Here is a 21,777-nt window from a genome sequence, read left to right as displayed (position 1 = left end):
ACAGGCTCAGCCGGACAACACGATATTAAAAAAAAATAAACCTCACTAATGAGTGAAAAAAATCAACAATCAACAATCAACAATCACCGATTACCAATCCATACCGTAGGAATCATCGGCGCAGGAACCATGGGTTCTGGAATCGCGCAAGTAGCTGCAACCGCTGGGTGCTTGGTGAAATTATTTGATACCAATCAAGCAGCCTTAGATAAAGCAAAAGTCGCACTTGAAAAAGTCTTGAATCGTTTGATTGAAAAAGGACGCATAGACGCTCATGAGAAAATTAGGATTCAAGGGAATATCTCGTATGTAAATGCCTTACAAACATTGGCAGATGCAGACTTAACGATTGAAGCGATAGTTGAAAATCTTGACATCAAAAAGAAAGTATTTCAAGAATTGGAGAGCTACGTGTCAGATACAGCCATCATTGCTTCCAACACCTCTAGTCTTTCCATTGCTTCTATTGCCGCATCACTACAACGACCAGAGCGTTGTATCGGGATTCACTTTTTTAACCCAGCGCCTTTAATGAAGCTAGTAGAAGTGATACCAGCCGTACAAACTTCGCAAACTGTTTTGGATACATGTGTAGCAGAAATCACTCGCTGGAAGAAAGTAGTGGCTGTGGCAAAAGACACGCCTGGTTTCATCGTAAATCGTGTGGCGCGTCCCTTTTATGGAGAAGCTTTACGAATTTATGAAGAAGGAATAGCAGATTTTGCCACCATCGATTGGGCGATGAAAACCATAGGAGGTTTTAGAATGGGACCGTTTGAATTGATGGATTTTATAGGAAATGATGTGAATTATACCGTTACAGAAACGGTATTTAATGCTTTTTATCAAGATCCTAGATACAAACCCTCTTTTACCCAGCAACGCTATAGTCAGGCGGGTTATTTAGGGCGTAAATCTGGACGAGGGTATTATGATTATAAGAATGAAGAGGTTGATAACGCTTTCGCGAAATCGAGAAAAGGAGATTCACGACCAGAGGGAGAGCGAAGCGGTAAAGCAAACCCAAATACAGAGAAAACAGTAGGAAATCAAATTTTTGATCGCGTACTTGTGATGCTTATTAATGAAGCTGCCGATGCGTTATTTTGGAATATTGCAAGCGCAGCGGATATTGATAATGCCATGACCAAAGGCGTAAACTACCCCAAAGGATTACTACAGTGGGCAGATGAAAAAGGAATCGATTGGTGTGTTGCCAAAATGGACGCTTTGTATGATGAATACCGTGAAGATCGTTATCGCTGTTCACCGTTGTTGAGAAGGATGAATAAAGAAGATGTTAAGTTTTTTAACTAGTTAGTGTGGATTAGGAATTTGGTATTAGGGATTAGTATGAAAAGCAAGTATCATTTTAAGTTTGAAGATTTAATAATATATCAAAAGGCAATGGATTTTGGTGAAGCAGTAGATATTCTGGTTAAAAATTTTCCAGCATACGAATTATATGCGTTATCCTCTCAATTTAGAAGAGCTTCAGATTCTATAGCTTTGAATATTGCAGAAGGTTACCCGGGATCTGATGCTCAATTCGTAAAACATATTAATCATGCAATACATAGTGCTAATGAGTGCGTAAGTTGTAGTTCTAAAGCCAGAAGGAGATCATATATTAACTTTGAACAAGATGAAGAAAACAGAAAACTACTATCTGAATTAACAAAAATGATGTCATCGCTCAGAAAAAAGATTTTAGAAAGAACTAATTCCTAATACCAAATCCCTAATGCCCTTAAAAGGAGAATTAATCCCACATAAAATGCTTTCTCAAGATCCGTACAGTACATGGCTTGGGATTGAGATTCTTGAATCAAAAATAGGCTATGTGAAAGTAGGGATGACCATCCGTGAAGAAATGCTGAATAGCATGCAAAAAGCACACGGAGGTATTACCTATTCACTGGCAGATACTGCTTTTGGATTTACAGCAAATACCCATGGCAAGTATGCAGTCTCCATAGAAACGAGTATTAATCACATAGAGGCATTAGAAAAAGGGGATTATATAACCGCCGAGGCAACAGTAGATCACCAAAAAACTAAAGTAGGTTTTAATATTGTAGAGGTGAAAAGAGGTGAAGAACTCGTAGCTTTGTTCAAGGGTGTTGTGTATAGAACCACCAAGGATTGGAGTGAATAATAAATAACATAAAAGATATAATGAAAAAACGTATACTGCTTATTGGAATGATATTGATATCAATGATATCCTACGCACAAGTTGTTACAGCACCTCAAGATGAAGATGCTAAAAAATTAAAATCAACTTTGGAACTGTTAAATGGAGCCGAGGTTGTCATGGATGTTGATACAAACTTGTATCCTAAATTAGAGGGGATGTCTTATTTTTCAGAAGATGAAAAAGCAGGTATTGTGCCTATGGTTGTTCCTGCTTCTTTTGAGAAGATGAAAGAAGATCTTGAAAAACAAAAGGATCAACCAGGTGTAGAGATTTTAGAGCAAACAGCCAAAGAAATTGGAGGCAAGAAACTATTGGTTTTAAAGCAAAGAATTAATAGAGAAGGAGTTCCTTATATTAATATGATTTTTTGTGAGAGAAATACCGATGAGAGTACCATTCTCATTTCAACTTTTTATGAAGAAAGCAAAGAGAGAATATATGAAGCAACCATAAATAAGGCGATTATATCTGCAAAGATAAAGAGTTAAAAACTTATGAAAGAAGCATACATAATAGATGGAGTACGTACTCCTATAGGAAATTACAAAGGAACGCTGAGCGCAGTTCGCACAGATGATTTAGGGGCTCATGTGATACGAGAAGTTGTAAAACGAAATCCTAACATACCAAAAGAAGCGTATGATGACGTCATCATGGGCTGTGCTAATCAGGCAGGAGAGGACAATCGTAATGTAGCTCGCATGAGTTTGTTATTAGCAGGATTGCCATTTACAGTACCTGGGGAAACAGTCAATAGATTATGCAGTAGCGGACTTTCAGCAATTATTCATGCAAATCGGGCGATAAAAGCAGGTGATGGAGATCTCTTTATTTCTGGAGGTGTAGAAAACATGACCCGCGGCCCGTATGTAATGGCAAAACCCTCTTCAGCATTTGGTGGTGATAGTAAGATGTATGATTCTACGTTCGGATGGCGTTTTATCAATCCAAAAATGCAAGAATTATACGGTACTGACGGCATGGGAAATACCGCCGAGAACTTGGTTGAAAAATACAATATCTCTAGAGAAGATCAAGATGCCTTTGCCTATAATAGTCAGATGAAGGCAGCGGCAGCTCAGGCAAATGGTAGACTTGCTAAGGAAATTGTTCCTGTTGAGATTGCACAGCGTAAAAAAGATCCAATCATCTTTAAAGATGATGAGTTTATAAAACCAACAACATCCAAAGAAATATTAGCAAAATTACGCCCCGCTTTCAAAAAAGAAGGCGGAAGTGTTACCGCAGGAAATAGTTCAGGACTCAATGATGGTGCAGCTGCCACAATTATTGCAAGTGAAGCGGCAGTAAAGAAATACGGATTACAACCATTAGCGAGGATTGTTTCTTCGGCAGTGGTAGGAGTAGAGCCTCGTATCATGGGAATCGGTCCCGTGCAAGCATCGAATAAGGCCTTTGAAAAAGCAGGCTTAACGATGGAAGATATGGATGTGATTGAGCTGAATGAAGCATTTGCATCACAAGCCTTGGCGTGTATTCGTGAGTGGGGATTGGAGGATAATGATCCGCGTATCAACCCTAATGGAGGTTCGATTGCTATCGGGCATCCACTAGGTGTAACGGGAGCGCGTATTGCCTATTCGGCGGCGTTAGAGCTTAAAGAAACCGGAAAACGCTATGCGCTTATTACCATGTGTATAGGCGTAGGGCAAGGGTATGCTGCGATAATTGAAAATGTGACTAAGTAAGCTTTCGCGAACCTGCCTACAGTAGGTAGGAGCGTAAAAAAATAAAAGATACCGTTTTCGATGTTAGTTTCGATTTCGGTTTCCATATAAAAAACGATAGTTTTTATGATTTTAGAATCTTATATAAACGGACATTGGACCGCAGGTGATGACAACAATACCCGCAATATGTATGATGCAATCACAGGCGAGGTGATCGGGCTTACAAGCACCGAAGGACTTGACATTGCAAGTGCCTTACAATATGGTCGTGATCATGGAAAGGCCTTACGCGATATGACCTTTCAACAACGTGGGAATATGATTAAAAAGCTAGCGCTATATCTCAACAAACGTAAAGAGGCTTTTTATGAAGTAAGCTACAAAACTGGAGCAACCCGTGCTGACAGCTGGGTAGATATAGAAGGAGGTTTTGGGAACCTATTTGCCAATGCCAGTTTACGTAAACTTTTTCCAGATCAGAGTTATGCTGTAGAGGGAGATCCTATCGACTTATCGCGTGGAGGCCGCTTTATGGCGCATCATATTTTAGTTCCCAAAAAAGGGGTAGCGGTGCATATAAATGCCTTTAATTTCCCCGTCTGGGGAATGCTAGAAAAATGTGCTGTTAACTGGATGGCAGGAATGCCAGCTGTGGTATTACCAGCACCACAAACCGCCTTTTTAACCGAGGCTGTGGTGAGAGAGATCATTAATAGCGGAATTCTTCCGTCAGGTGCGTTGCAATTATTATCTGGGCTTACGACGTCTATTTTAGATACGGTAGGGAGCCAAGATGTGGTCACGTTTACTGGAAGTGCACATACGGGAAGACAGTTAAAAGTACACCCAAGACTGACCGAAGAGAGTGTTCCATTTACGATGGAAGCAGATAGTTTAAACGCTAGTATTCTTGGACCCGATGCAGTCCCAGGAACCCCAGAGTTTGATCTTTTTATTAAGGAAGTTCGCAAAGAAATGACCTCTAAGTGTGGTCAAAAATGTACGGCTATTCGCCGCGTGCTAGTGCCTTCTAACCTAATGGAGGACGTGCAGATTGCCTTAGGAAAACAACTTGATCGTACCGTAATTGGTGATCCTAAACTCAGGGAAGTGAGAATGGGTGCACTTATTAACAACGACCAGCGCGAGGCGATAAAAACACAAATTGGAAAAATAGCTGCAACCGCTCAGATGGTGTACGGATCATTAGACACGATTGATGCAATAGGAGCCGATGGTGAAAAAGGCGCTTTTATAAGTCCGATTTTGCTTCGTGAAGACCATCCTTTTAAAAACACGCAAGTACACGAGATAGAGGCTTTTGGTCCTGTAAGTACTTTAATGCCTTATGATGGTGTTGAAGAAGCGATTCAGTTGGCTCAAATGGGAAAAGGATCCTTAGTGAGTTCTGTGGTGACGGCAGATAACGCTTTCGCGAAAGCGTATACCATAGAAGCTGCATCGCACCATGGGAGAATATTGACATTAAATAGAGATAGTGCTCCCCAAAGCACCGGTCATGGTTCTCCATTACCGCTGTTAGTTCACGGAGGCCCAGGGCGTGCCGGAGGTGGTGAAGAAATGGGAGGGTTACGCGGAATCAAGCATTATATGCAACGCTGTGCAGTGCAAGGAAGTCCCACAAGTCTGACTGAAATTACAGGAATTTATCAACCTAATGGAGCCTATAAAGAAGCAGAAAAACACCCGTTTGCGTATCATTATGAGGATATCAAACCGGGAATGAGCTTACAAACACACAAACGCACCCTCACGGATACCGATATTCAGAATTTTGCAAATCTGACATGGGATCATTTTTATGCCCATACTGATATTACGAGTCTTGACGGAAGCATTTTTAAGAAACGTACGGCACATGGCTATTTCATCATTTCGGCAGCGGCAGGATTGTTTGTCTATCCAAATAAAGGCCCTGTAAGTGCTAATTATGGGTTAGAAGATATACGCTTTTTAAGACCGTTGTATCACAACGATACGATTTATGTACGCTTAACCTGTAAAGAAAAAAGAGAGCGTGATGTGAGTGGTCGCGAGCATCCAAGTGGTATTGTAAAGTGGTATGTAGAGGTTTTTGACGCAGAACCTGTAGACTATGAAAATGGCAAAACAGACGAAGAAGCAACGGCGCTTGTAGCAGTAGCTACTATTTTGACCATGGTAGAGAAAAAGCAAACAACGTTTGTAGAGATGACCGATGAAAAAATAAAGGAGTGTCTGTCAAAATTGACTGAAGAAAGCACTGCACAATGGGGCATCATGACATCTCAGCATATGGTAGAGCATTTAGAATATAGCTACCGCGTAGCAGGAAATCAAATTCAAGATTTTGAAATCTCAACTCCAGAAAAATATATTGATAAAGTAGGTGCCACCTTGTGGGATTATGAAAAGATGCCACAAAACTATGAGATGCCATTAATGAAGAAAGGGGCAGTAGAGGAATTGCATCATCCCGATTTGGAAACAGCAAAAAAGAAATTCTGGGAAGCTAAAGAGGTATATGAAACCTATTATAAGAAAAATCCAAAAGGAACTGCAAAGAGCCCTGTTTTTGGTTATTTGACCAAATATGAATGGTACCTTCAAGAGAGAAAACACTTAAATCATCATTTTGAGCAATTTGGATTGCTGTAGCAACCCAAATTGCTCGAAACACTTGGTGTGTGAAGTAGTCAATGCGCACTTGTTGCGCATTGACCTATAAATTGAAACTTTATTATAAAATAATTATGAGTGACCCACACGTAAAACAACACATAGAAAACGGAATTTCAACCATAGAATTCTTTCATCCGGCGCACAATAGTTTGCCGGGAGATATTTTAGCAAAGTTAGCAGCAACCATCACTGAAGCTGGAGAAAATGAGGCTGTCAAAGTAATCATCCTTAAATCTGGTGGTGATCGAACGTTTTGTGCAGGAGCAAGCTTTAAGGAATTGATTAATATTAATGATGCAGAGACTGGAAGAATCTTCTTCTCTGGCTTTGCTAATGTGATCAACGCTATGCGTAAATGCCCTAAATTCATCATTGGACGTGTACAGGGAAAAACGGTAGGCGGTGGCGTTGGTGTTGCGAGTGCAACCGATTATTGTATGGCAAGCAAATTTGCGAGTATTAAATTGAGCGAACTCAATGTAGGTATCGGTCCTTTTGTTGTTGGTCCTGCGGTAGAACGTAAGTTAGGACTTACAGGAATGTCACAAATCGCTATTGACGCCAATACGTTTTACGATGCCGAGTGGGCAAGACAAAAAGGATTGTATGCACAAGTGTATGATAGTACAAAAGCGTTAGACGAAGCAGTACAGGCCTTTGCAGAAAACCTTTGTGCTTATAATCCAGAAGCCATGCGAGAAATGAAAACCATTCTTTGGAAAGGAACCGAAGATTGGGATATACTTCTCGCAGAGAGAGCTGCTATTTCTGGACGACTTGTTTTAAGTGAGTTTACAAAAGAAACCCTTAAACGATTTAAATAGAGTAATCTATTTCTAAAATGCTCTTAATAGGGAGTGTTACTCCTTTTTTTAGAATAATATCTTCTTTGGTGACGCCCCATATCGTGGTGTCTAGATAGATAATTCTGTCTAAAGAATCTCTAAAATAAATACGAACTTTATTCTTTAAAGCATTACCTAAATATAAAGCTTTGTTTAAAGAATGCATACGCAATTCTTGTTCTTGACGCGTTTTAATAACATCTTCTTCTGTAAATTTAAGAGCGTATAAAAACTCTTTTTTGGTTGGATGGGTTTTTTCTTTGATTTGCATGCGGGGGAATAGTTTTAAGTGGGTACGTAATAATAACGAAAATATTTACGTGAATATGATTTATTTCGCAAAGGTTTAACGTTTTTATTAACAAAAACGAACTTTTACTCTTATTCATTTTTAAAAGCTTTCAATTACATTTGGGTGATAAATACAATACTTTCTCATTATGATTTATAGTTTCAAAGGACATATTCCCGTCGTACACTCATCTAGTTTTGTACATCCATTAGCTGCTGTGACAGGGAACGTAATTATTGGTAAAAACTGCTACATTGGCCCAGGTGCTGCGATACGAGGCGATTGGGGAGAGATTATACTAGAAGATGGAGTAAACGTTCAAGAAAATTGTACAGTACATATGTTTCCTGGGAAATCTATACGCTTTCGCGAAAGCGCACACATAGGTCACGGTGCTGTGATTCACGGTGCTAACTTAGGTAGAAATTGCCTCATCGGAATGAACAGTGTTATTATGGATGATGCATACATAGGTGATGAATGTATTGTAGGAGCGATGGCATTTATAAAAGCCGAAACAGTTATTCCCAACCGAAGCCTAGTTGTGGGAAATCCAGCAAAAATTATCAAAGAAGTCACCGATGAGATGATTGCTTGGAAAACAGCAGGGACAAAATTATACCAACAACTTCCTACAGATTGTCATGAGTCATTAAGAGAAGTAGCACCGTTAAGAGAAATTCCAGAAAACCGCCCTGAACAGCAAGATTTTTATAGAACACTACAGGAATTTAAAAAAGATACATATTGATCATTAGTATGGCTATTTCTACAATGTGAGTTTTTACAACATAATTAACAATGCATGCTATTTTGCGTTAATTAATTGGTAATTACGCGTGTCATTGACACAACCTTTTTCAAAAATTATCGTCTATAGAGTATAAATGAATTATAAACTCTTAAAGACAGAAATTATGAAAAAGTTATTGGAAGCCCTTCGAGAAAAGACAAAAAAACTATCTAGTTTTTTACAAGAATTAGCAAATGGAGCTAGTTATGCTATTCATAGATAATATACGTTATAAAATGAAATCAAACAAAACTAAAGTATAATTATGAAAGTAGCTGTATAAAAGTGATAATGTCTAAGCGTTGTTATCACTTTTTTTTATGCTAAAAAAGAAAGATCTACCTCGTTAGTTTCTTTACTTGTAGAGAGCACAATATGACTTTGTACATTTCCTAAATAGGGGAGTAAGGTTAACTTGGAGATAATAAATTTTTCGTATGCTTCGATATCTTCAACAACGAGTTTGAGTAAATAATCAAAGCCTCCACTTACTCTATGGCACTCTACTACTTCTGGAAAAGCATTAATTTCTTTTACAAATTTTTCAAGATAACTTCGGGTATGACCTTGCAAAGAGATAGCGATAAAAACCGTCTGCTTAAGCCCAATTTTTTTAGCATTTAATTGTGCGGCATATCCTTTAATCAATCCTTCCTTCTCCAGTTTTTTAATCCTTTCAAAAATAGGTGTTGTAGATTTCCCTAATTTTTGAGCTAAAGACTTCACCGTTTGATTAGAATCTTTTTGTAATAAATCCAATAGTTTTTGATCTGTGATATCTAGCTTCATGGCTAATAGTTTACTGATTTTAGAAAGAAAGAGCATCAAATATAGAATAAAAATCTATTTATATAATTTATAAAGGATAATATTCTAGTTTTATCTTATAAAGCAGAGAATAGGGCTTTTAAAATATAGTTTATTAGTATTTTTAAGTGAATTGTAAATTAGATTGTAAATGGCAGAAGATCAGCTTTTAATGCCCAAGATGGGTGAAAGTATTACCGAGGGAACTATCTTAAACTGGCTTGTTGCTGAGGGAGTTTCTTTTGAAGAAGGAGATATTTTGGTAGAGGTAGCCACAGATAAAGTTGATAATGAAGTACCCGCTCCATCTTCAGGGGTTATGAAAAAGCATCTTTTTGAGCCCAATAGTGTCGTTGCTGTTGGAACAGCCATTGCAACCTATGAGGCTACAGAAGAAGTAGCTGTAGAGAAAAAGGCACAACACGAGGTAACGAACAAAAAATCAGCATCCACTTCTCAAAAAGCGTCAAAAAAGATAGCACCAATGGCAAAGCCCATGGTTGTACAGAATACTGCTTTTACGGTGCCAAATGGAAACCTATTTATAAGTCCGTTAATTAAGAGCATTGCACAACAACAGCATATCTCCTATGAAGAATTGGCTCGCATACCAGGTACTGGTAAGGACGGTCGCCTTCGTAAGAGTGATCTCATGCAATATATAGAAGAGGGTAGACCTTATAAATTTGCACAACCTTCAGTTCAACCAGATCCTACGGCGTATAGAATTCCACAATTAAACTTAGATAAAGGTACTGGGAAAATTGTTGAGATGGATCGAATGCGCCAGATGATTGCAGATCACATGGTATATAGCAAGCATACAAGTCCGCATGTGACGGCCTATGTAGAGGCAGATCTTACTGAGCTTGTTGCATGGCGTAATGCAAACAAAAAAAACTTTTTAGAAAAGCATCAACAGAAACTAACATTTACACCACTTTTTGTGGAAGCAGTCGCAAAAGCCGTCAAGGATTTTCCGATGATTAATGTGTCTGTAGATGGTAAAAATATCATTGTAAAAGAACATATCAATGTAGGAATGGCAACTGCATTACCTTCAGGGAACTTAATTGTTCCTGTAGTTAAAGATGCCGATCAAAAAACACTTGTAGAAATCGCATCCGAAGTCAACAGACTATCAGCGCTCGCAAGAGAAAATAAATTGAGCGGCGATGACATTAAAGGAAGCACCTTTACAATCAGTAATGTAGGGACTTTTGGTAGTGTGATGGGAACACCCATTATCAATCAGCCAGAGGCGGCTATCCTAGCGACAGGAATTATTAAGAAAAGAGCTGAAGTCATGGAGCGCCCAGAGGGGGATACGATTGAAATTAGGCAGATGATGTACTTATCCTTAAGCTTTGATCACCGTATTGTAGATGGATACTTAGGAGGTAGCTTTTTGAGACGAATAGCTGATTATCTGGAACAATTTGATGTAAATAGAAAAATTTAAATTAAAACTCGTTTCTCTTCCTTTGGGAGAGATGCCTAAAGCGCAGAGAGCAATAAAGTATACTTAGCAATGAATATAACAATCACTAAAACAACCACGTCAAAACTAGAAAACATTGATTTTGATAATATTCCGTTAGGACGCACTTTTACAGATCATATGTTTATTTGTGACTATGCAGATGGGCAGTGGCAACACCCTAGAGTAGAACCACTACAATTAATCCCGACGCATCCTGCCGCCATGGCATTACATTATGGGCAGGCTATTTTTGAAGGTATGAAGAGTACGCTCCTGTCTGCCGATGAGGCAGGTTCGCAAAGGCGAGAGCCACTGCTTTTTCGTCCAGAAGAAAATGCAACGCGTCTCAATGCTAGTGCACGTCGTATGGGAATGCCAGAATTTCCAGAAGACCTTTTTGTAGAAGGTCTCAAAGCTCTTGTTGAGGTCGAAAAAGGATGGATTCCCCCGGCAGATGGAAGTGCTTTGTACTTACGTCCTTTTATGTATGCCGATGAGCCTTTTATTGGAATGAGAGCTGCCACTAGTTTTAAGTTCATCATTATAGCGTCACCAGCAGGACCTTTCTTTAGTAAGCCCGTAAAGTTATGGGCAGAGAAAAATTATATCCGTGCCGCAGCCGGAGGAACGGGAGAAGCCAAAGCAGCTGGAAATTATGCAGCGGCCATCAGACCTACCGAAATTGCCAAAGCCAAGGGATATGACCAGGTGCTCTGGCTAGATGCACACGAACATACATACATTCAAGAGGTAGGAACGATGAATATCTTCTTTAAGATCAACGGCCAGTTTATTACACCTAATCTTGACGGCGCTGTATTGCATGGAATTACTCGAAAAAGTGTGATCGATCTTTTAAAACACAAAGGATTTACGGTTACGGAACGACCTATTACAATTCATGAGATTTTTGAAGCTTCTCAAAACGGAACACTAGAGGAAGCTTTTGGTACAGGTACAGCCGTAGGAATTGCTTATATTCAAGAAATAGGTTGGGGCGATGATGCGATTAAAGTGTCTGAGACGCACCCTGTGGGAAAAGACATTAATGATACTTTAGATGCTATCAAAACTGGCAAAGAGGCAGATGTGTTTGGATGGATGGTGAATGTGATGGATAAGATGCCTGCTTGAATGGGTATTGAGTAAAGTTGATAGGACACCCGCCTACCAACAAAGGGTAAACTAAAATAGATGGGATACCCGCGTTCCCGGGTATAAAGTGAAACAGAACAGATACCCGCTGCATTGACAAAAATGCAAACTAAAGCACAAGAGGTATTCGTCAGAATGGACTTAGAATAGAATTGGTGAGATACCCGCCTACGCGGGTATAAAAGAATATTTATGGATAAAGAGATACTTAAAAAAGGGTTTAAAAATTTATGTACAGCAAAGGCAATGACTGAGTTGTATGAAGATAATTTTAAAGTAGTTTCAAAATATGTACACGCGACAAGTCGTGGCCATGAAGTGATTCAAACTGCCATAGGGATGCAATTACTTCCTCAAGATTATGCCTTTCCCTATTATCGAGATGACTCGATGCTTCTTGCCATAGGGATGACTCCGTATGATCTGATGTTGCAGGTGCTTGCCAAAAAAGAGGATCCTTTTTCAGCGGGTCGAACGTATTATTCGCATCCCAGTTTAAAAGACAATGATAAGCCAAAAATACCACATCAGAGTAGCGCTACTGGTATGCAAACGATACCTGCGACGGGCGTAGCCCTTGGGTTTCATTATAAAGAAGGGTATGGAAAAGATTCAGGGTTTGATGTTCCTCCTTTGGGGGATAGGGGGCTTGTTGTTTGCTCTCTTGGAGACGCTTCTGTAACGGAAGGAGAAATAGCTGAAGCCTTTCAAATGGCAGCACTCAAGCAACTTCCTATCTTATACTTGGTTCAAGATAATGGGTGGGATATTAGTGCAAATGCTGCCGAAACCAGAGCGCAAGATGCCTTTGAGTATGCACGTGGTTTTAATGGCTTGGAAGCTGTCACCATAGATGGAACCGATTTTGAAGAGAGTTATAACACCCTAAAAGAGGTCATTCATAAGATACGTACAGAGCGTCGTCCGTTCTTGGTGCATGCCAAAGTACCGTTGTTAAATCACCACACTTCAGGGGTGCGTATGGAGTGGTATCGAGATGATTTAGATGAAGCTCGTAGTCGTGACCCATATCCAAAGATGCTACAGTTGCTTCTTGATAATGGTATTTCTCAAGAGGAGATTGATGAGGTGATCGCTTTCGCGAAAGCGGAAACCCAAGAGGCTTTCTCCAAAGCACAACAAGCCGAAGACCCGAAACCAGCCGATTTATTTACCCATGATTTTGCGCCTACACCCGTTACTGAAGAAGTAGGAGAGCGATCTCCAAAAGACGGCGAAAAAGTGGTCATGGTAGACTGTGCCTTATTTGCCGTAGAGGAATTAATGCGCAAACATCCTGAGTGTTTAATGTACGGGCAAGATGTAGGAGGCCGATTAGGAGGTGTTTTTAGAGAAGCTGCTACACTGGCTCAAAAGTTTGGCGATAACCGAGTATTTAATACACCTATTCAGGAAGCATTTATCGTTGGTTCTACCGTAGGGATGAGTGCTGTGGGATTAAAACCTATTGTCGAAGTGCAATTTGCAGATTATATCTGGCCAGGATTGAATCAGTTGTTTACAGAAGTGTCTCGCTCTTGCTATTTAAGTAATGGAAAATGGCCTGTATCTATGATTTTACGCGTGCCTATAGGCGCGTATGGATCTGGAGGTCCGTATCACTCGTCTTCGGTAGAAAGTGTGGTGACGAATATCCGCGGACTCAAAATCGCGTATCCTTCCAATGGTGCTGATTTAAAAGGACTTTTAAAGGCAGCGTATTATGATCCGAATCCTGTCGTAATTTTTGAGCACAAGGGGCTCTATTGGTCCAAAGTGCCTGGTACCAAAGGTGCGACGTCTATTATGCCCGATGAAGAGTATATCCTTCCGTTTGGAAAAGCATGGGTGCTTCAGGAAATTTGGAAACAAGAAAAGGTGGAGACCCTTACAATTATTACCTACGGAATGGGCGTGCATTGGGCTATGAACGCAAGTACCGAACTAGGAATGAAAGACCGTATCGAAGTAGTGGATCTTCGAACATTACATCCATTAGACTATGACACCGTTTTTAAGTCAGTAAAGAAATGTGGTAAATGTCTTGTGGTTACAGAGGAGCCATCGGATAATGGATTTAGCCGTGGTCTTCAAGGAAGAATTCAAGAGGAATGTTTTAGAGAATTAGATGCGCCAGTGATGCTTATTGGATCTGAAAATATGCCTGCAATTCCATTAAATAGTACTTTAGAGCAAACCATGATTCCGAATACGGAAAAGGTAAAGGCTAAAATTGAACAGCTTTTAAGTTATTAAGTTTAGTTTTTGAAAAATAATGAACCCATTAAGTTTAGTTTTTTAATGGGCTTTACTATATATTATGATAGATTTTTATGGCTTTTGTTTTTTACTTTTCCTGTCTCTAAAAGACTAGGTGTCAGTAGATTTTTAGAGAATTTTCAAAAGATTATAGCTGACCAGTAAGCAAAACCCGTAATGAGCATACGTAAATAACGTATTGATAATCAGATATTTATGTCGAAATAAATTTGGTTTTCTCTGATACTTAAAGTATCTTAGATATATAATAGCATATACTTCCCCCAATTAATAATTTATTAATGTGCTATCATTTCAAGAAGTTAGAAGATCGTAATCCCCCAATTACTTCTAAACTTGGAATATATCAATCAAATGGATCGTTCCATGATTGATCAAGTAGGCTTATTTCCAGTAATTCTTCATAGGATTACTGGAAATCTACTCTTTACGCTTTCGCGAAAGCATACACATTCCTCTTTTTTAAACAGGCATTCTTCAGGCTTTTGAAAACAAAAAAACACCAAATGTTGATTCGGTGTTTTTTGGGACGCAATTCTTAGGTTGTGTCATTTACGGGTCTTTTCTTTTCAGTGAAAGATTATATTTTTTCGCGGGTAAATTCGTTATTTGAGCTTGCGATGGCAGGGGGATATACTTCCATAATTTCTTTTACAATTTCTTGTATACGTGCTTCGCGTTTGTTGACATCGTTTTCTCTTAAAGTAGCGGTTCCTTTACCTTGCCAGACGAGTTGTTTTTTATCAACGTCGAGTAAGTCAATATATAGGATGCCTTCTGTCCGTTCTGAAACGGTATTCCCGAAGCCGCCGCCCCAGCCCCAGCCGCCCCAAGGTCCGAAGCCACCGCCCCAGCCCCAGCCGCCAAAGCCACCCCAGCCCCAGCCTCCTCCGAAGCCAAAGTTGTTTCGGTACACGTCAACGCGCTTATTTGCTTTTGCAAAAATGCTGATAAGTACAGTAGGGTTATCTGATTTTGTAAATCCTTTTGCTGCCATTTCATTCTCAATGGCTTTAAGGATACGTCTTTTGTCAAGGTCAGAGATTTCTGCTTTGTCTATGCCTGGTTTATAAAAGGCGTACGTTTTGTATTCATTAAAATTGATCGATTGATCGTAGTCTGATGTCACACGAACTGTGCTACATGAAGAGGCTATTAGTACGATGGCTAATAGCGGAAGTAATCGTAATGCTCTCATAGATTCTTTTTTTAAAGTGTTATTGTCTAAATAAACTATCTTCAACGTTATTTGGCAAAGTTACTTTCAAGTCAGGTTGTGATTCCATGGCTCTTTTTATGGCAAAAACAGCACCTTCGTTACGAGCCCAACTTCGACGTGCAATTCCGTTGTTAACATCCCAGAAAAGCATGGATTGCAAGCGTCTTTCTGCGTCTTTACTACCATCAAGAACCATACCAAAACCACCATTTATGACCTCTCCCCATCCAACGCCACCGCCGTTGTGAATACTCACCCAAGTGGCTCCTCTAAAACTATCTCCTATCACATTATGGATGGCCATATCTGCCGTAAAACGGCTTCCGTCATAAATATTACTAGTCTCTCGATACGGAGAGTCAGTTCCGGATACATCATGATGGTCACGTCCTAAGATAATATATCCAATTTCGCCTTGAGCGATGGCATCATTAAAAGCCTGTGCAATTTTCATACGCCCTTCAGCATCTGCATATAATATTCTAGCTTGTGAGCCTACTACGAGTTTATTTTCTTGAGCACCTTTAATCCATTGGATATTGTCCTGCATTTGTTGTTGGATTTCAGGAGGAGCCCCTTGCGCGAGTTCTTCGAGCACGTTGCAAGCTATTTCGTCGGTTTTTGCGAGGTCTTCTTCTTTTCCTGAAGCACATACCCATCTAAATGGCCCAAAACCATAGTCAAAGCACATAGGTCCCATAATGTCTTGGACATAGCTAGGATATTTAAAGTCAATCCCATTTTCGGCAAGAATATCGGCGCCAGCTCTGGAACTTTCTAATAAAAAGGCATTCCCATAATCAAAGAAATACGTGCCTTTCTCTGTATGTTTATTAATAGCGGCTGCATGACGGATAAGGCTGCTTTTTATGCTTTCGCGAAAGCGTACTGGTTCTTCTGCCATACAAATATTTGCCTCTTCAAAAGTCATTCCCATAGGGTAATAGCCTCCCGCCCATGGATTGTGAAGTGAGGTTTGATCGCTGCCTATATCAATATGAATGTTGTGTTTGTCAAATGCTTCCCATACTTCCACAATATTGCCTTGATACGCTATAGATACCACTTCTTTTGAAGCTTGTGCTTTTTGAACTCTTTCAACAAGCGCGTTAGTGTCAGTAATAACTTCGTCTACCCAGCCTTGTGAATGTCTTGTGTGTACCGCTTTTGGATTCACCTCGGCGCAGACCGTAATACATCCAGAGATATTGCCCGCTTTGGGTTGAGCACCGCTCATACCTCCAAGACCTGAGGTGACAAATAAACCTCCTTTGGGAGCTTTTTTTATCTTTCTAAAAGCATTAAGAACGGTAATGGTTGTCCCATGCACGATTCCTTGAGGACCAATATACATATAGCTTCCTGCTGTCATCTGCCCGTATTGGGTAACACCTAACGCATTAAATTTTTCCCAGTCATCTGGTTGCGAGTAGTTAGGGATCATCATCCCGTTCGTAACCACAACACGTGGTGCATCTTTATGAGAAGGAAATAAACCCATAGGATGTCCAGAATACATCACTAGCGTTTGGTTGTCATTCATTTCTGATAAGTATTGCATGGTGAGTAAGTACTGCGCCCAATTGGAGAAAACGCCTCCATTACCCCCATAGGTGATTAACTCATGCGGGTGTTGTGCTACCGCAGGATCTAAGTTGTTCTGAATCATCAACATGATGGCTGCCGCTTGTTTGGATTGCGCTGGATATGCTTCTATAGGTCTCGCATACATCTCATAGTCAGGTCTAAATCGATACATATAGATACGTCCATAAACGTCTAGCTCTTTTTTAAATTCAGGGAGGAGTGTAGCGTGATGTTTAGGTTCAAAATACCGTAAGGCGTTACGAAGTGCTAGTTCTTTCTCTGTTGCAGAAAGGATGTCTTTACGCTTTGGAGCGTGATTTGCTGAAGCATCATAGGGCTTCAAATGCGGAAGGGTCTCTGGGATTCCTTGTAAAAGTTGATCTTGAAAAGTCATGTATTGATTTTTTAATGGTACACATTTTTTTTAAAACGAAGTGACATTAAAAATCAGGGATACCGCATATTGGCCCTATGGAAGGACGTAAATATACATTTGCGATATGATAATACAGTAGTATCCATTAGGAAGACTGAGTATTTGTTTTTTTGTCAAACCCATACGGGCAATGCCTGCAACCGCTCTCACAACAATATCCACGTTTAAGATGATATTGCTCTGTAAAACATCGGTATCCTTCGGGAGTGAGATAATAATCTCCTTCTTCGATAGGGATATGTTTTTTTGCGAATGACATAGGGCTCTTATATTCTATACAAATATACTAAGACTACAGGATGATTACTAGTCTGTAGCTGTTAATAGAATGTTAGATAACTAATGTGTACTATTGTTTTGATTATCTATAATTTAAGTACTTTTACTTCATGCTTTTGGTTGTAAATAAATACTTGTTGAGAAAACGTTTTGTGGGCATCACCTTATGGCCCTTTATTATTATGAAACGTGCTGACTTAAAAAATGATACTATTTTTATCAATCATGAGCGCATTCATTTACGCCAGCAATTGGAACTATTAGTGCTTCCTTTTTTTATATGGTATCTAGTCGAGTATCTTATTAAAGTTCTATATTATAAAAATGGATATGTAGCATATCGTAATATATCCTTTGAGCGGGAGGCCTACCAAAATGAAAATAACCTTGATTATTTAAAGAAAAGATCTTTTTGGTCTTTTGTAAAGTACCTTTAAGAATCTTAGTTGACGATCTTTTTTTATCGTTGATTTCACTAATTTTGTACTGTGATAGAAACCACTCAAAATCAAGAGCTGCACACCCCATACAACGTCTCATTGAGCCTAAAAAGAGAGGATCTTATTCATCCTTATATTTCGGGTAATAAGTACAGGAAGCTTAAATATAATATCGCTTTCGCGAAAGCAAATACTTATAAAACTCTATTGACTTTTGGGGGTGCTTATTCAAACCATATCGCCGCTACTGCAGTGGCAGGCATGCGCTACGGATTTCAAACTGTGGGTGTCATACGAGGAGAGGAGCTTGGGGTTGATCTCGAAAAAACGTTAAAAGAAAACACAACGCTAGCAAAAGCAGTTTCTTGTGGAATGCAATTAAAGTTTATTTCCAGAGAAATGTATAAACAAAAGGAAGAAGCATCAATTTTGGGGTTGCTCAAAAAGGAGTATCCAGATGCTTATATACTGCCAGAAGGCGGTACGAATGATCTTGCTATTAAGGGGTGTGAAGAAATACTCACAGCAGAAGATCTTTCGTATGACTATATCTGTTGTGCCGTAGGGACAGGCGGTACCATTTCTGGGATTATAAATAGCGCTAGTTTTTCTCAAAAAATATTGGGATTTCCTGCGTTAAAAGGGGATTTCTTAAATGATGACTTACAGAAATTAACGACTAAACCTAATTGGGAATTACAACAAACATATCATTTTGGGGGCTATGCAAAAATTACTCAAGAGCTTGTGAGTTTTATCAATGATTTTAAAAAAACCTATGATATTTTATTAGATCCTATATACACAGGAAAAATGATGTTTGGTCTTTTTGACCTTATTTCAAAAGGATATTTCCCGCAAAATTCTCGTATTTTAGCAATTCATACAGGGGGTCTTCAGGGAGTTTCAGGGATTAATAAGAAACTAGAGAGAAAAGGACTTCAAACGATAGCTATTTAGAGATGATAAGACGTATTGTGTTTATATTTTTATTAGGATGTGTACTTGCGAGTTGTGGCTCTTCAAAAAGAACAACAACACGTAAAACAACTCCAAAAAAAGAACGAAATGAGCGAGTGACTCCGCGTCCAACCACTGAAACACCTAAAGAAGAAGAAATAGTAGTCAATCCAGTGCCTAAAACAGGCGTGGAAGGCTATATAGAAGCTTATGCTGGAATTGCGCAAGAAGAGATGCGTCAGTACGGGATTCCTGCAAGTATAACTCTAGCACAAGGAATTTTAGAGTCTGGAGCAGGAAATGGCGAGTTGGTTCAGAAAGCAAATAATCATTTTGGGATTAAATGTCATGATTGGAAAGGTGCTAAAGTATATCATGACGACGATGAAAAAGGAGAGTGTTTTAGAAAATATAGCCTAGCAAAATTCTCCTACAGAGATCATTCTTTGTTTCTTACAAATCGAGGGAGATATGCGTCTCTTTTTAAACTTCCTAAAGATGATTATAAAGGATGGGCAAAAGGGCTCCGAGCTGCAGGGTATGCTACAGATAAAAAGTATCCAGTAAAGCTTATCTCTTTAATAGAGCGTTATGAATTGTATCGTTATGACGGAGAGGTGCTTGGTAAACAAGAAAAAGACTATAAAATAGTAAAAGATAAAAAGAATCAGCATACGGTAGAAAAGGGAGAAACCTTATACCGTATTTCCAAAAAATACAAGATCAGTGTGGAAGATCTTAAAAAAATAAACGGACTTGAAAGCAATGAGATTTTTGTGGGTCAAGTATTGTACGTAGAACCATTTGATAGCAGATATTAATTCATGATATATAAGAGAAGTAGTGCTTTGTTTGTAGAAGCACAGCGTGTTATTCCAGGAGGAGTCAATAGTCCAGTGAGAGCTTTTAAATCTGTAGGGGGTGATCCCATTTTTGTGAAAGAAGCAAAAGGAGCTTATCTCTATGATGAGGATGGAAGAACATTGATAGATTATATTAATTCTTGGGGACCTATGATCTTGGGGCATGCCTATCCACCCGTCGTAGATGCGGTGGTTACCAAGGCACAAAAAGGAACCTCTTTTGGGATGCCCACAGAAATTGAGACAGAGATCGCAAAATTAGCTGTTTCTATGGTACCTAGTATTGATAAAATACGTTTTGTCAACAGTGGAACAGAAGCTTGTATGAGCGCAATACGTTTGGCTAGAGGATTTACCAACAGAGAAAAAATCATAAAATTTGCAGGTTGTTATCATGGTCATTCTGATTCGTTTTTAATACAAGCAGGAAGTGGCGCTGTTACTTTTGGTTCTCCGAATAGCCCAGGTGTGACTAAAGGAACAGCAAAAGACACGCTACTTGCAGATTATAATAATTTAGATCAGATAGAAGCGCTTTTTAAAGCAAATCCAGAAGAAATTGCGGCTATTATAGTGGAACCTGTAGCGGGGAATATGGGATGTATTCCCCCTAAAAATGGGTTTCTAGAAGGCTTGCGAAGTCTGTGTGATCAATATAATGCACTGCTTATTTTTGATGAAGTGATGACGGGTTTCAGGCTCGCTAAAGGAGGTGTACAGGAACTTAAAGGGGTGCAGGCAGATATCGTTACTTTTGGAAAGGTAATAGGAGGAGGTTTGCCTGTAGGAGCGTTTGCTGCTCGTGATGAGATTATGAACTATCTAGCGCCACTCGGACCTGTATATCAAGCGGGAACATTGAGTGGGAATCCACTTGCCATGGCAGCAGGTCTTGCTATGCTTACAGCAATTGATACTGATAAAGCTCTTTTTACACGACTAGAAGAAAAAACAGCCTACCTTCATAAAGGAATGGCAGACGCCTTAAGTAATCATACTATAACACATACCATTAATCGTATTGGGTCTATGATTTCAGTGCATTTTGCAAAAGACGAAGTCGTTGATTTTAAAACCGCTGCTGCTGGCGATAATGATACATTTAAAAAGTTTTTTCATGGACTATTAGCAGAGGGGATTTATATTGCGCCTAGTGCTTATGAATCATGGTTCATTACAGATGCATTGACTTATGAAGATTTAGATACGACTATAGCCGCTGTGGCTAAAGTAGCAAGTACATTATAGATTTTTATAAAGCAAAAGGAGCGTTTTGATTAAAACGCTCCTTTTTTTCAACCTACATCAGCCTACTTTCTTCGGGTGTGGTGTTTTCCTTTTCTCTTTTGTTTGTTTCTATGATTCATTTTGCGCCATAGTTCAAATTGATCGGCCGTAAGAATAGATTTCATTTCTCTTTGAACAGCAATTTTATGATCAAGTTTCTTTATTTCAAGTTCAAAACGTTGTTCTTTGGTTAATTCTGGACGATCTTCTTTTTTGCGCTCATCCATGAAGGATTTCCTCTTTTGCGCTTGCTCTAATTGTACCTTATAAACTTCGTTTTCTTGTTTTGTATTTAAGTCTAAGGCAAGCGTCATTTTTTTTGTTGTTAATGTAGCTTGTTGCTCAGGACTTAATTGTGCTCTTCTCTGGTGACCATTTCCTCTCTGTGCGGCAACTGTTATTGTTAGGCACAGAAGCATTGTTGTTACTATGTATTTCATCTATCTTAATGTTTTTTTGTTATGCATCTATGACTTTG

Annotated in this window: 21 protein-coding genes; 15 read left to right on the top strand and 6 right to left on the bottom strand. The window is 39.3% G+C overall.

What is annotated here, in order from left to right; translation table 11 throughout:
• The first annotated feature begins 48 nt into the window (after positions 1–48).
• The 7 genes from ACFO3O_RS08315 to ACFO3O_RS08285 all read left to right on the top strand — a co-directional run bounded on the left by ACFO3O_RS08315 (position 49) and on the right by ACFO3O_RS08285 (position 7,397).
• On the top strand, positions 49–1,317 hold the full coding sequence (locus tag ACFO3O_RS08315; protein ID WP_379978136.1) for a 3-hydroxyacyl-CoA dehydrogenase NAD-binding domain-containing protein: 1,269 nt from the start codon (positions 49–51) through the stop codon (positions 1,315–1,317).
• Between the two features lie 36 nt (positions 1,318–1,353).
• Positions 1,354–1,731, top strand: coding sequence for a four helix bundle protein (locus ACFO3O_RS08310; protein ID WP_379978135.1), 378 nt, complete (start codon positions 1,354–1,356; stop codon positions 1,729–1,731).
• Between the two features lie 13 nt (positions 1,732–1,744).
• Positions 1,745–2,158, top strand: coding sequence for a PaaI family thioesterase (locus ACFO3O_RS08305; RefSeq protein ID WP_379978134.1), 414 nt, complete (start codon positions 1,745–1,747; stop codon positions 2,156–2,158).
• Between the two features lie 20 nt (positions 2,159–2,178).
• Positions 2,179–2,688 carry a hypothetical protein gene (locus tag ACFO3O_RS08300; protein ID WP_379978133.1) on the top strand — a complete coding sequence of 170 codons (510 nt, stop codon included), beginning with the start codon at positions 2,179–2,181 and terminating at the stop codon, positions 2,686–2,688.
• Between the two features lie 6 nt (positions 2,689–2,694).
• A complete protein-coding gene (gene pcaF, locus ACFO3O_RS08295) occupies positions 2,695–3,909 on the top strand; it encodes a 3-oxoadipyl-CoA thiolase (protein WP_379978132.1) in 1,215 nt (404 codons plus the stop codon).
• A gap of 105 nt (positions 3,910–4,014) precedes the next feature.
• Positions 4,015–6,549 (top strand): phenylacetic acid degradation bifunctional protein PaaZ, encoded by a 2,535-nt coding sequence (gene paaZ, locus ACFO3O_RS08290; protein ID WP_379978131.1) that lies wholly within the window; start codon positions 4,015–4,017, stop codon positions 6,547–6,549.
• A gap of 95 nt (positions 6,550–6,644) precedes the next feature.
• Positions 6,645–7,397, top strand: a complete 753-nt coding sequence (locus tag ACFO3O_RS08285; protein WP_379978130.1) for an enoyl-CoA hydratase/isomerase family protein — start codon at positions 6,645–6,647, stop codon at positions 7,395–7,397.
• Here ACFO3O_RS08285 and ACFO3O_RS08280 read toward each other — a convergent pair.
• Positions 7,390–7,689 (bottom strand): hypothetical protein, encoded by a 300-nt coding sequence (locus tag ACFO3O_RS08280; RefSeq protein ID WP_379978129.1) that lies wholly within the window; start codon positions 7,687–7,689, stop codon positions 7,390–7,392. The two genes, ACFO3O_RS08285 and ACFO3O_RS08280, sit on opposite strands and share 8 nt — an antisense overlap.
• Positions 7,690–7,858: 169 nt before the next feature.
• On the opposite strand from ACFO3O_RS08280, the gene ACFO3O_RS08275 reads away from it, so the two are divergent.
• The gene (locus ACFO3O_RS08275; RefSeq protein WP_379978128.1) at positions 7,859–8,461 is read left to right on the top strand and encodes an acyltransferase; all 603 of its coding nucleotides are present in this window, start codon (positions 7,859–7,861) and stop codon (positions 8,459–8,461) included.
• 360 nt (positions 8,462–8,821) lie between these two features.
• Here ACFO3O_RS08275 and ACFO3O_RS08270 read toward each other — a convergent pair whose 3' ends face one another.
• The gene (locus ACFO3O_RS08270; RefSeq protein ID WP_379978127.1) at positions 8,822–9,292 is read right to left on the bottom strand and encodes an Lrp/AsnC family transcriptional regulator; all 471 of its coding nucleotides are present in this window, start codon (positions 9,290–9,292) and stop codon (positions 8,822–8,824) included.
• A gap of 169 nt (positions 9,293–9,461) precedes the next feature.
• Here ACFO3O_RS08270 and ACFO3O_RS08265 point away from each other — a divergent pair, with 169 nt between their 5' ends.
• From ACFO3O_RS08265 to ACFO3O_RS08255, 3 genes are all read left to right on the top strand, one after another.
• Positions 9,462–10,772: a dihydrolipoamide acetyltransferase family protein gene (locus tag ACFO3O_RS08265; RefSeq protein ID WP_379978126.1), complete on the top strand. Its 1,311-nt coding sequence runs from the start codon at positions 9,462–9,464 to the stop codon at positions 10,770–10,772.
• A gap of 69 nt (positions 10,773–10,841) precedes the next feature.
• Positions 10,842–11,927 (top strand): branched-chain amino acid aminotransferase, encoded by a 1,086-nt coding sequence (locus ACFO3O_RS08260; protein ID WP_379978125.1) that lies wholly within the window; start codon positions 10,842–10,844, stop codon positions 11,925–11,927.
• A 213-nt stretch (positions 11,928–12,140) separates the two neighbouring features.
• A complete protein-coding gene (locus tag ACFO3O_RS08255) occupies positions 12,141–14,204 on the top strand; it encodes an alpha-ketoacid dehydrogenase subunit alpha/beta (protein WP_379978124.1) in 2,064 nt (687 codons plus the stop codon).
• A 604-nt stretch (positions 14,205–14,808) separates the two neighbouring features.
• Here ACFO3O_RS08255 and ACFO3O_RS08250 read toward each other — a convergent pair.
• The 3 genes from ACFO3O_RS08250 to ACFO3O_RS08240 all read right to left on the bottom strand — a co-directional run bounded on the left by ACFO3O_RS08250 (position 14,809) and on the right by ACFO3O_RS08240 (position 17,729).
• Positions 14,809–15,426: a DUF4136 domain-containing protein gene (locus ACFO3O_RS08250; protein ID WP_379978123.1), complete on the bottom strand. Its 618-nt coding sequence runs from the start codon at positions 15,424–15,426 to the stop codon at positions 14,809–14,811.
• Between the two features lie 19 nt (positions 15,427–15,445).
• Positions 15,446–17,428, bottom strand: a complete 1,983-nt coding sequence (locus tag ACFO3O_RS08245; protein WP_379978122.1) for a urocanate hydratase — start codon at positions 17,426–17,428, stop codon at positions 15,446–15,448.
• A gap of 127 nt (positions 17,429–17,555) precedes the next feature.
• The gene (locus ACFO3O_RS08240) at positions 17,556–17,729 is read right to left on the bottom strand and encodes a DUF5522 domain-containing protein (RefSeq protein WP_379978121.1); all 174 of its coding nucleotides are present in this window, start codon (positions 17,727–17,729) and stop codon (positions 17,556–17,558) included.
• 130 nt (positions 17,730–17,859) lie between these two features.
• On the opposite strand from ACFO3O_RS08240, the gene ACFO3O_RS08235 reads away from it, so the two are divergent.
• Genes ACFO3O_RS08235 through hemL form a run of 4 tightly spaced genes read left to right on the top strand, consistent with a single transcriptional unit; the run spans position 17,860 to position 21,260 of the window.
• Positions 17,860–18,186 carry a hypothetical protein gene (locus ACFO3O_RS08235; RefSeq protein ID WP_379978120.1) on the top strand — a complete coding sequence of 109 codons (327 nt, stop codon included), beginning with the start codon at positions 17,860–17,862 and terminating at the stop codon, positions 18,184–18,186.
• Between the two features lie 51 nt (positions 18,187–18,237).
• Positions 18,238–19,149 (top strand): 1-aminocyclopropane-1-carboxylate deaminase/D-cysteine desulfhydrase, encoded by a 912-nt coding sequence (locus ACFO3O_RS08230; protein WP_379978119.1) that lies wholly within the window; start codon positions 18,238–18,240, stop codon positions 19,147–19,149.
• Positions 19,150–19,151: 2 nt separating this feature from the next.
• Positions 19,152–19,970 carry a glucosaminidase domain-containing protein gene (locus ACFO3O_RS08225; protein ID WP_379978118.1) on the top strand — a complete coding sequence of 273 codons (819 nt, stop codon included), beginning with the start codon at positions 19,152–19,154 and terminating at the stop codon, positions 19,968–19,970.
• Between the two features lie 3 nt (positions 19,971–19,973).
• On the top strand, positions 19,974–21,260 hold the full coding sequence (gene hemL / locus ACFO3O_RS08220) for a glutamate-1-semialdehyde 2,1-aminomutase (protein ID WP_379978117.1): 1,287 nt from the start codon (positions 19,974–19,976) through the stop codon (positions 21,258–21,260).
• Positions 21,261–21,322: 62 nt separating this feature from the next.
• Here hemL and ACFO3O_RS08215 read toward each other — a convergent pair whose 3' ends face one another.
• Positions 21,323–21,739, bottom strand: a complete 417-nt coding sequence (locus ACFO3O_RS08215) for a hypothetical protein (RefSeq protein WP_379978116.1) — start codon at positions 21,737–21,739, stop codon at positions 21,323–21,325.
• Positions 21,740–21,777 lie beyond the last annotated feature (38 nt).

Origin of the sequence: Dokdonia ponticola (assembly GCF_042653865.1) — a bacterium.
GTDB lineage: Bacteria > Bacteroidota > Bacteroidia > Flavobacteriales > Flavobacteriaceae > Dokdonia > Dokdonia ponticola.
Note: the sequence above shows the minus strand (reverse complement) of the source record. Positions and strands in the feature narration are given on the sequence as shown.